Annotated in this window: 11 protein-coding genes and 2 pseudogenes; 9 read left to right on the top strand and 4 right to left on the bottom strand. The window is 59.1% G+C overall.

Annotated features, from left to right (window positions below; genetic code table 11):
• Positions 1–147: 147 nt before the first annotated feature.
• On the bottom strand, positions 148–468 hold the full coding sequence (locus P9228_RS30335) for an iron-sulfur cluster assembly accessory protein (protein ID WP_029356570.1): 321 nt from the start codon (positions 466–468) through the stop codon (positions 148–150).
• 210 nt (positions 469–678) lie between these two features.
• Here P9228_RS30335 and P9228_RS30330 point away from each other — a divergent pair, with 210 nt between their 5' ends.
• Together P9228_RS30330 and P9228_RS30325 are read left to right on the top strand one after the other, a co-directional pair.
• Positions 679–1,002 (top strand): hypothetical protein, encoded by a 324-nt coding sequence (locus tag P9228_RS30330; RefSeq protein ID WP_126066777.1) that lies wholly within the window; start codon positions 679–681, stop codon positions 1,000–1,002.
• Between the two features lie 51 nt (positions 1,003–1,053).
• Positions 1,054–2,085, top strand: a pseudogene (locus P9228_RS30325) (ChuX/HutX family heme-like substrate-binding protein); the annotation flags it as partial.
• A gap of 261 nt (positions 2,086–2,346) precedes the next feature.
• Here the strand turns inward: P9228_RS30325 and P9228_RS30320 are convergent.
• The gene (locus P9228_RS30320) at positions 2,347–3,579 is read right to left on the bottom strand and encodes an MFS transporter (protein WP_063169386.1); all 1,233 of its coding nucleotides are present in this window, start codon (positions 3,577–3,579) and stop codon (positions 2,347–2,349) included.
• A 1,487-nt stretch (positions 3,580–5,066) separates the two neighbouring features.
• Here P9228_RS30320 and P9228_RS30315 point away from each other — a divergent pair.
• The 6 genes and pseudogenes from P9228_RS30315 (at position 5,067) to P9228_RS30290 (ending at position 10,677) form a co-directional block, all read left to right on the top strand.
• Positions 5,067–6,245: a cytochrome P450 gene (locus P9228_RS30315; protein WP_063169385.1), complete on the top strand. Its 1,179-nt coding sequence runs from the start codon at positions 5,067–5,069 to the stop codon at positions 6,243–6,245.
• A pseudogene (locus P9228_RS30310) lies at positions 6,236–6,397 on the top strand (ferredoxin); the annotation flags it as partial. The gene P9228_RS30315 and the pseudogene P9228_RS30310, both read left to right, overlap by 10 nt.
• 138 nt (positions 6,398–6,535) lie before the next feature.
• Positions 6,536–7,123 carry a nuclear transport factor 2 family protein gene (locus P9228_RS30305; protein ID WP_050580531.1) on the top strand — a complete coding sequence of 196 codons (588 nt, stop codon included), beginning with the start codon at positions 6,536–6,538 and terminating at the stop codon, positions 7,121–7,123.
• A gap of 148 nt (positions 7,124–7,271) precedes the next feature.
• A complete protein-coding gene (locus tag P9228_RS30300; protein ID WP_063169384.1) occupies positions 7,272–8,873 on the top strand; it encodes an SDR family oxidoreductase in 1,602 nt (533 codons plus the stop codon).
• A gap of 138 nt (positions 8,874–9,011) precedes the next feature.
• Positions 9,012–10,064 (top strand): LLM class flavin-dependent oxidoreductase, encoded by a 1,053-nt coding sequence (locus P9228_RS30295; protein WP_063169383.1) that lies wholly within the window; start codon positions 9,012–9,014, stop codon positions 10,062–10,064.
• Complete coding sequence (locus tag P9228_RS30290) at positions 10,051–10,677, top strand: nitrogen fixation protein NifQ (protein ID WP_063169382.1); 627 nt, start codon at positions 10,051–10,053, stop codon at positions 10,675–10,677. Before P9228_RS30295 ends, P9228_RS30290 begins: the two co-directional genes overlap by 14 nt.
• Here the strand turns inward: P9228_RS30290 and rpoN are convergent.
• Positions 10,674–12,107 (bottom strand): RNA polymerase factor sigma-54, encoded by a 1,434-nt coding sequence (gene rpoN, locus P9228_RS30285; protein ID WP_063169381.1) that lies wholly within the window; start codon positions 12,105–12,107, stop codon positions 10,674–10,676. The two genes, P9228_RS30290 and rpoN, sit on opposite strands and share 4 nt — an antisense overlap.
• A 68-nt stretch (positions 12,108–12,175) precedes the next feature.
• Positions 12,176–12,709, bottom strand: a complete 534-nt coding sequence (locus P9228_RS30280; protein WP_063169380.1) for a peroxiredoxin — start codon at positions 12,707–12,709, stop codon at positions 12,176–12,178.
• 1,173 nt (positions 12,710–13,882) lie between these two features.
• On the opposite strand from P9228_RS30280, the gene P9228_RS30275 reads away from it, so the two are divergent.
• Positions 13,883–14,155 (top strand): hypothetical protein, encoded by a 273-nt coding sequence (locus tag P9228_RS30275; RefSeq protein WP_199489650.1) that lies wholly within the window; start codon positions 13,883–13,885, stop codon positions 14,153–14,155.
• Positions 14,156–14,398: the final 243 nt, after the last annotated feature.

The raw sequence follows: 14,398 nt of genomic DNA, 5'->3' as shown, positions 1-14,398 counted from the left end.
ATCGATGATCGCGATTTGGTGCATCACCGAACGCAATTGTTCCGGGCCGACAGTGCGTGTCGGCCGGTTCCAGAGCGCCGGCGGTTACCGGTTCGACGCAGTATTCCTTGGCGTCGCTATAGTCGAACATAGCCTGTTCCCTCGCAATCATTTGCAGGACTTGCCGCAGCCGCACGTCTCACGCGCATTGGGGTTATCGAAAACAAAGCCGGATGTTTCGAGCCCAGTGACGAAGTCCACGGTCATGCCGGCGGCATGGGGTTGGGAGCCTCTATCCATGAACACCTTGAGCCCATCTCGCTCGATGATCGCATCGCCCTCACGTGAGACGCTCTCCAGGCCCATTGAGTATTGGAAGCCGGCGCAGCCGCCGGCATGGACCATGATGCGAAATCCTTCCGCCGGCTCGCTGGCGCGGTAAAGAGCGGCCTTGATGGCGGCAACAGCGTTGTCGGTGAGCGTAATCATGGCTCGATTTCTCCTCGGTCCGGCGTTTTCGTGGATCATCTCGCATGGACCGTGCCAAAGGGAAGACGTGTCAAAAACCGTAGGACATCCCGACGTCTCTTATGCTCGATTGCTGGGGAGACGTCCGACAACCGACACTTACTGTCGGGTTTGTCGCGTCCGCGTCACAGGAAGGGCGCCTGAGTTCGCGATGCACTCACGCGTAAAGCAATGAACAGAGCCAAAGATGTTCAGAGCTTGCCGCGGAGCAACTGGCACGATTTTTGTGAAGCCTTCGTTGCGGCGGCAAAATTGCCGGCCGATTCACCTTTGGGTTGCCCTCGCAATCGAAGAACGAAGGAAAGCAATATGATCCATCAGACCCGCCTTGGTGGGAAAGCAGCACCGCCGGTGGTACCCGAATGCTCGATCGGCCGATTGGCGCCGACCACCCAACAATCGCTCGCTACCGGCGATTGGCCGCTGACCGCCCGGAGACAGGATTCGACTGGCATGTGCCTGACGATCGATCGCGTCCGCCGTGCACATCCCTGAGGCCCGTTTTTCGATCGATCGTCAAAAGAAGAACGGGGCAGGGGTAAAAACATGGATCAGCGCAAGAAGCGGTCGCCCAACGAAATCCGGCGTGCGTGGGAAGTCTGTCCGAACATTCCCGCGCGTGATTTCGCCGCCCAATTGGCCATTTCGGAAGCGGAACTGGTCGCGGCCCATTGCGGTTTCGGCGCGGCACGCATCGACCCGCGCGTCAATCACCTTCTGACGGGCCTCGAATTCGTGGGCGAAGTGACGGCGCTGACCCGCAATCAAGGTGCCGTGCACGAAAAGATTGGCGTCTTCAACAGAGTGATAACCGGCAACAATCACGCCATGGTCCTTGGTGACGAATTCGACCTTCGCGTCTTCCCGCAGGCTTGGAGGTATGGTTTCGCTGTTGAAAGGCGCCATCGCGGCGGAATCCAGCGCAGTTTGCAATTCTTCGACGCCGCCGGCGCAGCAGTGCATAAGGTGCATCTCAGGCCGGTCTCCAACCTTCATGCCTATCGAAAGCTGGTGGCCGAGCTCGTATCCGCCAACCAGGAGCCGACCATGTCGCTTAAGGCGAGAGTAGCCGACCTGGGCGCGAGGACTGCGGACTGGGCCGGCACGGTGGACGACCTACGCGAGTACTGGAGCCGGCTGACTGACGTCAACCTTCTAAAGACGCTCAAGCTCAGCCGCTGCCAGGCTTTGCGCATGGTCGGCCAGGATTACGCTTGGCTGCTCGACAATGCCGCAGTTGGCGCCGTGCTCCAGCGTGCGGCCGAAGACGAATTGCCGATCATGTGCTTCGTCGGCAACCGAGGTTCTATCCAGACCCATTCCGGCTTAATCAAGTCGGTCAAGCAGATCGGGCCGTGCATCCATGTGCTGGACGAAACGTTCCGGCTGCATCTCAGGACCCACCAAATCCGTGAGGTTTGGGCCGTGCGCAAGCCGACCAATGACAGTCACGTCACCTCGCTCGAAGCATATGGGTCCGACGGCAAGATCATCATCCAGTTGTTCGGTGCGCGCAAGGAAGGCGAACGCGAGCGCGACGACTGGCGGGTTCTGGCGGAAAACCTGCCTCGTTTCCCCGACAGCTACATGAGAAAAGACCGATCGTCGTCGGTGGGACGCCGGCGCCCATCTGCCTCCGCAGCCAGTAGCCGGGCATTGAAGCCGAGACCGGGGACACGATGACGCAATAAGCGCGCTGTATTATCGCAACGCGATGAGCAGGAAGCAATTTGGCGCTGCCCCATCGACCGCATGGTTACGACGAAGCCGCGGCCTTTGGGCCGAGCTCAGAGGTGACAATAGCGTGAACGCCGCCGACCGTCACTCCCCACCAGGCGGTCAGGTTTTGCGGTTCGGGCCGAGCAAAAATACTGTCAAGACAGCGAGGAACGTGGCAACCGCGCTGTAGACAAAGACACTGGCAATACCCGTGTGATCCACCAATAGGCCACCGCAAGTTGTGCCGGCTGCGATGGCCACTTGGAAGGTTATGACCATCAGTACACCAGCGCTCTCGGCCTGTTTCGGAGCGGCGCGTAGCACCATCCATGTCTGCAATCCGACCGGGACCGCGCCAAAAGCAAAGCCCCATACGGCAACTGCAATTGCCGAGGTCAAGGCCGATGCTCTCATGGTCAGGAGCGAGACAGCGGCTACGGCAATGAGCAGGGGCGGCAGGGCCGCGACCGCCTTGAGACTGTGTTTGGTGAGGAATGCGCCGGCTAAATTGCCGAAGACGCCGGCCGTGCCAAAAGCAAGGAACACGAGCGGGATTGACTTCTTGTCGAGCGCAGGAACGCTCTCGAGAAAGGCGCGGATGTAGGCGAAGCTGGCAAAATGGCCGGAAGCGACCAATAGCACGACTAGCACCGCAACCTTCATCGCCGGATTCTTCGCGACATCCAGCGGACTGCGGAATCTGCGCACTTCGATCGGAGGCAGTGGCGGAATGGTTACGAGTTGCACGAGCAGCGCAACGGCACTCACGATTGCGGCGACCTTGAACGAGGCTCGCCATCCCCAAATGTCACCGACATAAGCGCCGATTGGAGCCGCGCAGACGGAGGCGACAGAAACGCCGGTGAGGATGACCGACATGGCGCGCGGCATGAGGTGACTTGGAACCAGCCGCATCGCCAACGCTGCCGAAATTGACCAAAAACCACCAAGCGATATGCCAAGGACGACGCGTGCCGCCAGCAAAACCGGCAGCGACCCCGCAACCTCCGCCAGAACGTTCGACAGGATCAGCAGGAGCGTCATCGCCCAGATGACGACCCTGCGGTCCAGACGCTTTGTCACGATGGCGATTATCGGTGCCGAGATCGCCGCGACGATTGCGGCCGCTGTTAGCGCCTGTCCAGCCGTGCCCGTGGTGATACGGAGATCATGCGCGAGCGGTGTCAGAACGCTGGCGGGCAGAAACTCTGCCGTCACAAGCCCGAAGGTGCCGAAGGAAAGCGAAATGATGGCACCCCATGCAGGGCCAGAACGTTGATAGGGACTTTCTGGGTCAAGCCGATCTCGGTCGAACAAAGCCGCGTCCACTAAATCTGTCGCCGATTCGGTCATGAATGAGTTCTCCGGCTAGGAGCTGTTGCAGCAGGGGTGGCTACATCGCCGGGGATCAAAGCCGCGAGACCTTCCGGCGGCGGCCAGTCGGCATCAGTCGAGGCCTCGGAGCCCGACGCATCCGAGGCCTCATCGGAGGGCCGACGGACCCAACCGTCGACAATGCGGGAGAGTTCTCGGCGCGGTCGCATCGATCGCATTCGTCGAAGTGCGGTCTGTTCACTGCGAACCAAGCAAGCCGAACGCGGTGTCCTCGATCGAGGCCTTGATGGGGGGATGATCGACGATCTCTATATTGCTTTGAAGCAGGAAGTTCCGTCGCCATATGTGGTTATCCTGGCAGCCAGAATTGAGCGGTTGTCGCAAGCACCAAGGCGGTCGCAATGAGTGCAACGAGGCGGAAGTCTGATCGATGGCTGCGGTTCGATGGCCGCGCGATCGACAAAATTGAGGTGATGAGTTATCCCTTTTGAAGCCGTTGCTCCCAATTCTGGGATAAGGTAATTGCAGGCGGTCCCAGCAACGTCGGGCGGCCTTTTTGGTGATCGAATTCATGGGACGACACTCTCGGTCCGTGACGCATCTGCGAATGACTCCGCAAGTTCCGTGCCATCAACGACAAATCTGGCTCTGCTGAGCGGGTGGTGGAGGCACGAGCGTGGGCTATCCCAAGAGCTTGCCGCAAGGTTGTTCGAAGTTGAGGTGCCGGATAGACCGCAAATATGTCGGGCGGCCTGGGGTTGGCCAACACGAAGATGCGCAAGTTCAAAAGGACGAGCTGAACCCTTGCCGATATCCATCCGAGGCTGATCTGGAGAAGGTCAAGAACTGCGTCTTGAAGGCTTCCGCCGCACCGGCAAATGCTAAGCCAAGGTGCTGGGCAAGATGGACAGGGCCATCCAACCCGTCGACTGGACGCTCATTAATGGCGTCGGTGTGGCTCTGTAGCTGGCGAGAAAAACGCCCTGCTGAAAGACAAAAGCTCGTGTGGCCGGCTCTGAAGGACGGCCAATGAGGCATGCGAGGAGAGGCTATAGTCCATTCGTGTAGACTGATCTTGTCCTACGGAGGCGGCTAACCACCCCGCCAGACATCATCGAGGGGAGCGCCACTAGGCTCACCCCAAGTGTTGGTCGTTTCCACCTGGTGACCTCGGCCAAGTCACCAAGCCGCTTAGCGCAAGCTTTCGAACTGGATGCTCCCCGGGCACATGATCGGCTAGCGATCCCACCAGTTGAGTTGCTCCAAGTCGCTGTCTAGCATTCTACATTCTGTGTCCGACGCTGGACAAGAATGTTGCAATCCCGACCAGCAAGTCAGCGCAGGCGCCACCTGTTGCCCAGCAAACGGCAAGGATTATCGAAAGACGAATTCGGCACGGAGCTTGCACCGACGATTGCATGCAAATGCCGACAGCATCTCATGAACGGTCTCTCGATTCTGGCGCGGTTAAATCGCGGCCGGTTCCAGATCATGTCCCGCCCGAAATGGTGAGGGACTTCAACCTGTTTACGTCGCCCGGCATGTTGCCGACGGCTAACGGGGATCCGCATGCAGCGGTTGCTTGCGTTCATGCCGGGCCTCCGATCTTTTATTCAACCAGCAACACGCGCGACGGTCGGGGTACCTGGGTCATCACTCGCGCGAGCGACCAGCGCCGGGTGCTGCAGGACACCGAAACGTTTTCCAGCCATCGCAGCATCTTCGCCTCTGTGCTCGGCGAGAGCTGGCCGATGATCCCGCTTGAGCTCGATCCGCCATTCCACGGTGTTTTTCGCTCACTGCTCAATCCGCTGCTTTCGCCAAAGCGGGTAATGGCATTGGAGCCGGCTGTCCGGGAACGAGCGATCAAGCTGATCGACAGGATCGCCGCATCAGGCACGAGCTGCGACATCATGAAGGATTTTGCAGTTCCGTTCGCGGTCAATATCTTCCTTCGCTTTATTGGGCTTTCGGACAACGGACTAGAAACATTTGTCGGCTGGGCTAGAGATCTGCTCCACGGCGATAAGGAGCAACGACCACCCGCAGCCCGGACGATCGTGGCCTTCATCGACGAACTTGCCACCGAGCGCCGCAAGGAGCCGGTCGATGATTTCATGACCTTCATCGTGAAGGCAAAGGTCGAGGGTCGTCTGCTCAGTGACGAAGAAGTCCGTGGCATCGGCGTGCTTGTGTTCGTCGCGGGACTCGACACGGTCTCAGCAGCCATATGCTTCGACTTGGCCCATCTCGCGCGCAACCCCAAAGATCAGGAATTGCTACGAAGCGAACCTGACCGGATTGCCGTCGCTGCGGAAGAATTGCTGCGCGCCTATTCGACCATTCAGATGATCCGAGTGGCAACGAAGGATGTCGACTTCAAAGGCGCGCCGATCCGCAAGGGAGATTATGTTTCCTGTGCCACGATGATTGCCAATCGTGACCCGGCGGAATTCGAATGCCCGAATGAGATCGATCTGGCGCGCGAGGACAACCGGCACGCTGCCTTTGGCTATGGTCCCCATCGTTGTCTTGGCTCACACCTTGCCCGGCGGGAGATTGTCATTGGCCTGGAGGAGTGGCTGGCGCGCATCCCAGCCTTTCGGATCAAGACAGGGACTGAACCTATCACCTTCGGCGGCCATGTGTTCGGGATCGAGAATCTGATCCTGGAATGGTCCTGAAGTTTCAGCCAACGACATTGGAGTTCGCTATGCGTGTCGTCGTACATAAAGCCAGATGCCAGGGTCATGCGCGCTGCTGGGCGCGGGCGCCGAGAGTCTTCAAGCTTGATGACGCCGGCTACATCTTGCCCGGTGATATTGATGTTGCCGATGGGGAGCAACTGCTTGCCTCAAAAGGGGTACGAGCCTGCCCCGAACAAGCTCTGGAAGTTGACGAGCCCCCCGCTAACTCAGTTGTAGAGAGAGACACACGCAAAGTGCAGACTGGCATCGGGAAGGACAAAACAATCATACAATTCGCGACAGACCCTGTCGACCACGCGAAAATTACCGAACTGCGTGACCGAGAGGCGATCCGCAACTGCCTGTATCGGTACTGCCGCGGGATAGACCGCGCCGATGAGGCGGCGCTGCGTAGCGCATACTGGCCCGAAGCGTATGACAGGCACGGTCCCTATTGCGGACCGGCAGAGGACTTCATCCAATTTGCTCTCGGTCTGCCGGGGCACCGTAACATCCATCAAATCACGAACAGCCTGATCGACTTCATCAGTTCAGCAGAGGCCGCGGTCGAGAGCTATTTCACCGCGCTGCAACGCGGACCGGATACAGACCAAGAAATACGTCAGACGCTGCTTTGCGGCCGTTACTGCGATCTGTTTCAGAAGAGGCAGGACGAGTGGCGAATTGCGGAACGGACAGTCGTCTACGATTGGGTTGAGGAGCAAATCCCGCCAGCGATTCTTGAGGCAGATAGGTTCGGCCGGCGACAGCCGATTGGAGCACCACATCCAGACGATCCCATCTACCAGTTGCTCAAGGGTCACATCCCCACCGACCAAGATGGCGTCGAGGGTCCCCAACTGGGAGCTGCATAAGTGGGTAGGAATGGAGGATGAGCGCCCTACGGGAACGACATCTGTGTGGGGCCGCGACTGGCGGTCACTGCAACGATTTGGCTCGGCCCTTCATTCCGCCCAAGGTTGATGGGCTGAGATCACAAGCGGTCATCGTGGAGAAGCTCTCGTGAAACTGGCAGCACGCACCGTAATCATCACAGGCGCTGCGGGCGGGATCGGCCGTGCCCTGGTCGATATCCTTGCCGCGGACGGAGACACTGTAGTTGCGGTGGACCTTCCGGGCAGTGGTGTGGTTGAACTGGCTCGGGATCTCGGGTCGCCGCACGTCGGTCTGGAGTGCGATGTGTCGCGAGAGAAGGACATGCTCTCACTTTTCGGCCAGGTCGAAGCACGGTTCGCGCAAATCGATGTCCTCATCAACAATGCGGCGGTTGGACCCACGATGGATAGGATCATCGACACCGCTGTCGATACCTTCCGACGCGGCGTGACAGTGAACCTTATTGGGCCATTCGTTATGGCCCGGGAAGCGGCGCGGCGCATGAAGCCGGGCGGTGCGATCGTCAATGTGGCTTCGATGGCGGGCGTGGTCGGCAATCCCAGGCGCAACGCCTACGCAGCCTCGAAAGCTGGCGTGATCTCGTTGACAAAGTCCCTTGCATGCGAGTGGGCTATGCGAGGAATCCGCGTCACGGCGGTGGCGCCGGGCTCCGTCCGCACCCCAATGGTCACAGAACTGGCACGCGCTGGCAAAATGGACCTCGCGGCGATACGCCGCCGCGTGCCGATGGGGCGCTTGGCTCGCCCCGACGAGATCGCCAGGGTCGTGCGTTTTCTGAGCAGCACGCAGGCGCGCTACATCACCGGCTCGGTGCTGGCAGTCGACGGAGGCTGGATGTCATTCAACCAGCCGGGGGATGCTCACCCGCCGGTGGATGGTGCGCTCCAAGCCGAGCTCTCCTGTCCGGCCGAATGCACAGATGCGCGAATCGTGCTCGTCACCGGTGGCGCAAAAAGCATTGGCGCGGCCGTCGCTCGCCGCTTTGCCGCGAACGGCGACACCGTCGTGATTGCTGATAAAGATGGCACTGCAGCGGCAGAGCTGGCTACATCGCTCCCCGGCAAGCATCTGGCGAAATCGCTGGACGTGGCCGTCGAGAGCGATGTGGTGTCGATGTTCGAAGAACTGAGGGGACGCTTCGGGTATATCGATGTTCTGGTCAATAGTGCTGATACCGCCGACAGGATTGTGCCTGCGATCGAGCAACTGTCGAAACAGCTCGAACACGTCCTGGATGTCAACCTTACCGGCGCCTTCACCTGCGCGCGCGAAGCGATCAAGGCTATGCGCCCGGGCGGCGTGATCCTCAATCTCGGGTCGATCGACAGCTTTCTGCCGTTCGCGCCGCGCCATGCCTACGGCGCCTCCAAGGCGGGGATGGATATGCTGACCCGTTGCATGGCGGCCGAACTCGGGCCGGTCGGAATTCGGACAGCCACCGTCGCTCCTGGCCACATCCGCACGCCCGCACTTGCTCAGTTGGCCAAAGCCGGCCGCATCGACCTGACAGCAATCGGACGACGCATCCCCATGGGCAGGATGGGACGGCCAGAAGACGTCGCAGATGCATCGTTCTTCCTTGCTTCGTCTGACGCCTCATACATCAACGGCTCGATCCTCTACGTGGACGGCGGCTGGACCTCGTTCGGTGATGCGGGAAACGCCAGCGAGCTCTATGACGAATGTTTTGCGGAGGCCGCAGGTTAATTGCCAGGCCTTCGCAGGGCGACCGGCCGAGCATTATGAAGCCTCGGCTCCACGACGCACCTGAGGTGCTTGAGATCCAAGCATGCGCATGCCGAGCACATTCCCGGTCGGCTGACGTGTCTATAACGAGGAGAAATCATGGAATTTGCCACTTTCATTCTGGCCGCCCAGCGTGGCTATCACCAATCCTCAGAAAGCGTCATCCGCAACTCCATCGAACAGGCCGTCGCTTCGGAGCAGGCTGGGTTCAACACCGCGTGGTTTGCTGAGCACCACTTCAACAATTACAGCCTCATACCATCCCCGCTGATGATGGTGGCGCACTGCGGCGGCTTGACAAGCACGATTCGCCTGGGCACTGCCGTCTGCGTGCTGCCGCTTTACCAACCGCAGCGCCTGCTGTCCGAGATCGGCTTCGCCGACATCGTTGCGAACGGCCGTCTCGAGCTCGGCGTAGGCTTGGGATACCAGCAGTTCGAGTTCGAACGGTTCGGCGTGGACATCGATGAGGCGCCGGCCGTCTTTTCGGAATACCTGGACATCATTCTCAAGGGCCTCAACCAAAACGTCTTCGAACACGACGGCCAGTATGAGAAGATCCCCCCAACAGCGATTTCGGTCCGCACAGTCCAGCAGCCGACGCCGCCTATCTGGATCGCTGGCGGAGCCGCACGGATGGCTCGGGCCTACCGCGAGGGGCACAATTTTTTTGTCACAGCCTTCCACGACGGCTTAGAGACTTTGACCACACTGCGTGAATCAGTCGAGAGGGCGGCGGCATCCGAGGAAAAGAACGTCACCGACGTCAAGATATCGCTGCTGCGCTGCTGCTATGCCAGCCACGACGAGTTGGAGATCAACAGCTATCTCGACAATGCCCGCTTCCAGCGCCGGCTTTCTGAAGCCCTGCATCAGCGTCGCCAACAGAGCCACGATGGCTACCTGCTGCAGGAGACACCGACCCAGCAGGATCTGTCCTTCGAGACCATGCGCAAAAATTTGCCGATTGGCAGCGTAAATCGCGTGATTGATCGCCTGCTGGAAGAGATCGATATCTTGAAACCGGACCAGATCGCAGTTCAGACTCAATTGGGCGACTTCGACCAAAAGACGATGCTGCGCCAGATCGAGCTCTGGGGCGACAAGATCATCCCTGCGGTCAACAAGGCGCTTTGTCATGCCGGAAGCTGAAGCCGGCCGTTACGATGATGGCTGCCTATCCAGCGCGCAATGGCGTGGGTCCGAGCTAGGGAGGAGCTTCGATCAGCATGTGCTGCCCTGCGTACATTCACGTTCGCTTGAGGAGGTCCAGGCGGGCGAGGTGTTGGCGACGGAGGGGACAGGCCTTTCGTCTGTCGAATTGCGTGATGTCTTGGCCGCAACTTTCCCGTCTACCTCCAGCAGCGTATTCGCTTTGGAGGAGTTGAGCGAGCCCGAGCCGGAACTGGAAGAGGAACTGCTACGCCGGCTGCTGCTAGCGCATGCTGCGCCGGCCGACCCGGCGAGCGCCCGCTTGGCCAAGATCATCGCCCGGCGTGCGATGCGCATGGACCATCTTTGGCGGGATCTTGGCCTCTCAAATCGCGCTGAGCTCAGCCGCCTGCTTGCCAGACATTTTCCCGCGCTGGCGGCAGGCAACACAGAAAACATGAAATGGAAAAAGTACTTTTACCGCAAGCTGTGTGAGGCCGAAGGCTTTTCGTCATGCACAGCACCCAGTTGCGGGGAATGCCATGACTTCGAAAGCTGCTTCGGCCCGGAGGAAGTTGAGAGTCGCCTCTCGCCGACCACGAATGTCGGTTAGTCACTTCGCTTGATCGCAGCTGCGGACAAACGCTTATCGCGGCGCCGTCGTATGGAGGAAGGGATGTTCATCGCCTCGCGATATTTGGTGACGGTACGGCGAGCGACATCGATGCCGGTCTCCTTGAGTTGAGCAACGATGTCTTCGTCGGAATGTACCTTGTCGAGCGATTCTTCGGCTATGATTGCCTTGATCCGATGGCAGACAGCTTTGGCGGAGTGCGCATCGCCGCCCTCGCAGGATGCGATTGGCGCAGCGAAAAAATACTTCAGCTCGAACACCCCGCGCGGAGTCAACATGTACCTGTTCGAAGTCACCCGGCTTACCGTCGACTCGTGCATGCCGATCTCGTCAGCGACATTTTTGAGACAGAGAGGCCGCAGATGGGCGGCGCCGTGTGTAAAAAAGGCATCCTGCTGGCGCACGATTTCGGTCGCAACCTTAAGGATCGTCTTAGCGCGCTGCTTGAGACTGCTGATCAGCCAGTTCCCTTTTTCCTGGCAATTGTCGAGAAACGCTTTGCCTTCCGGATTTTGCTTGGTCAGCTGCGAGATTTCGGCGACATAGGTGTGGTTGATCAACACTTTGGGCAGCGTGGCCGGATCAAGCTCCACCCGCCATCCACCTTCGGACTTGGGCATTACCCAGACGTCCGGTACGATGGTTTCCGGCGTCCCGGACTGGAACCGGTCTCCAGGCTTGGGATCGAGCGCGCGGATTTCGTTCCTCATGTCGAGGAGATCCTCCTCGTCGACTCCGCAACGCTGCTTCAATCCCTGAAAATCCCCCCGTGCAAGCATCTCGAGATTGGCGACCAAAGCTGCCATAGCCGGGTCGAACCGGTCTTGCTGGCGCAGCTGAATCTCCAGGCATTCGCTGAGAGTTCGCGCAAAAATGCCCGGCGGATCAAATTGCTGCAAGATTCCGATGACCCGTTCCACATCAGCTTGCCGAACGTTTAACGTCCTGGCCAGATCGAAAAGGTTTACCTGAAGATAGCCAGTGTCCTCCAGATGAGCGGCGAGCTGTCCGGCAATCAGCCGCTCCTGGGGGGTGAACGGGTTGAGGGCGACCTGGCGGGCGACATGGTCGTGCAATGTTTCGGTGTGGGCGGTAAACTCCTCGACGGCAGGTCGATCGTTGCCGCTACTGCGTTGCGACTTCCATTGCCCGCGCCCGCCAGACGGCCCGCCAATGGGCGATTCGCCGATTTCGCTTCTGCTTTGACTGCTCCGCTGATCCACCCCTGGCAGCGGCGAATCGTCGTCAAACGGGTCAGGCTTCAAAACGGGGTTCTTCTCGAGTGCCTGCTGCACGAGCTGATGGAGTTCAGTATGCGTCAATCGCAGCAAGCGAATAGCTTCAATGGCTTGAGGCGATAAGACCATACGTTGCTTCTGGCGTTGAAGCAGGCTTGCTGAGAGATGCATGTTGAACCGTGATCTGCCGAGGAGGCTCTAGTGTGTGCTTGGGTTGTGTGAGACTTTCCACTTCTGGGTCATGCCGCCGCCTTCAATTTGTCGAGAACGTTTTGCGGGGATGAAACGCCATAGGGGTCCGTCTCGCAGTTGTCACAGAAGCCTTCCTCCTCGAACCACTGCTCCACCACGCCATCGTCGATCAGAGCGGCGTATCGCCAGGAGCGCATGCCAAAGCCCAGATTGTCCTTCGCGACCAGCATGCCCATTTTGCGCGTGAACTCGCCCGACCCGTCTGGGATCAGCTCGATCTTCTGCAGCCCCAAGGACTTTCCCCACGCATTCATGACGAAAGCATCGTTGACCGAGACGCAGTAGATCGCGTCAATTCGCAGTTCCAGAAATTGATCATAGAGTTTTTCGAAATCGGGCAGTTGGAAGGTCGAGCAGGTCGGGGTGAAGGCGCCAGGCAGCGAGAACAGGATGATGCGCTTGCCCCCGAAATAATCGTCGGAGGTCTTGTTCTCCCACTGATAAGGATTTGGCCCCCCGATCGACTCATCGCGAACACGCGTGCGAAAGGTCACGAGAGGAACGTTCTTTCTATAGGTCATTGATTTGCTTCCAGGCCAAAGTGGTACGGTGCATTTTTCGGTTAAACTGAAGCGGCATCGACTTCGGTCGACAGTTCCGGCAGCCTCGCGCCTTGGCGTGGTTGCCTCGGACCGGTCTTGTGCAAGACCGCCCCCGAGCAGGCACGTTTAACGGCGACGAGCTTCCGCGGAGACGGGGAATTTTGCTCGCGTGCTTTATCGAGCTTTGAGAGGTAGGCATGGTCTGCAACCGTGATTTTGACTGCGTTCTATCGACCGAGTCGCAAGCGCCATGCCAATTGACCCGATGCCTTGGGTTCACTTCGGTTTTTGCAGCAACTTTCGTGTTGTGCAGTAATGCCGGTCGATATTATTGCTCAAGCAGCACTGGAAATTGGGTGCGACTCCGTTCGGCAAACCCGGCCTTTGTCCGAAGCCGGACACGAATGTCGGAAATAGCCAAACGCCAGGATCTGGGGCGGGTTAAGAAACGTTGCCGTGGGCACCGGCTTCAGCACAATTGCGCCACGCGAGCATGGCTCCCAGCGTCAATGCCGTGCAGCAGCGAGACGAAGTCACTGCAGAATATCAACCTCTGCGAAGTCGTTGAAACCCAGCATGTGCGAGCCGTTCGAGGCGCAGATCAAGGCATGCTCGAGGAAGAGCTCGTGCTCTCGGCAGCAAGTGTTGCGACGTCTGACAAGGATCGTCGCGCTTCAAGGAAAAGAACCTGAATGGTGCACGGCTTGTGAAGGCCGGCGCATGGAAATGGCTGGGCTGATCATCCTCCATGAGGGTTGAATGAAGAGCTGGCCCCTATCTCCCTCAGCTGCAACGGGGGGAGATAGGGCATGTCCGTCTATCGCGCTGGGTAACATTCCTCGGTGATGCAATAAGGGGGAGCAATTTCTCATTTCGGCAGACACGACCCAGCTCTCCTTTCATGCGCTGATTCCCCCAGGGGAAATCGCGACTCCAGGCTTCCTATGCAGCGAATCGCGGTGCTGTCCGATGTCCGACAATGTCGGATGCGGATCGTAGCTGGGCTAGATCCGTCACTTTGCCTCGATGGTTTCCCACTGGCCTTATATCTGCTTCGCCCAAATGCGGCGACATAACCTGTGCGGCATCTGTGAATGGATCGACTTCAATCGAGACCTCGGAGGTCCCGATGCGCGAAGGGAGCTTGCCGATATGACGGCCACCATAGCGAACCACGGTCCGGACGACGAGGGGACTTGGATCGGCGGGCCTGCGGCGCTGGGACACCACCGCCTGGCAATCATCGATATCCAGGGCGGCCGCCAGCCGAGGATGCTCCAGGGGGATGGCCGACCTGACTTGGTGCTCGTCTACACGGGTGAGACTTACAACTACCGCGAGCTGCGTCAACAGCTGGCCGGCCTAGTCCATCGCATGAACACGAGCAGTGACACCGAGGTGGTGCTGCACCGCCCCCGCGAGTAGGGCTCTTCGGCGGGTACACTTTTTTCACGAAATCCGTGAATGTTTCTCGCGACATCATCCCGCAATCGGTGGTGCAGCGGGTGAAGAGCCCGTATCCGGCTATCCAGAATGCCGCCTACGACAAAATACTACGTACGCGGTTCACTGTGATGCTGGACGACCTAGTTGTGGAGCTTCAACAGGTTGTCCTCGATCAGGGCGAGGCGACTGATAGGCGTTTTTGACTTTAGGCTGCCATGTGGA

It is taken from the genome of Mesorhizobium sp. WSM4898 (genome assembly GCF_029625845.1).
Taxonomy (GTDB): Bacteria; Pseudomonadota; Alphaproteobacteria; order Rhizobiales; family Rhizobiaceae; genus Mesorhizobium.
Note: the sequence above shows the minus strand (reverse complement) of the source record. Positions and strands in the feature narration are given on the sequence as shown.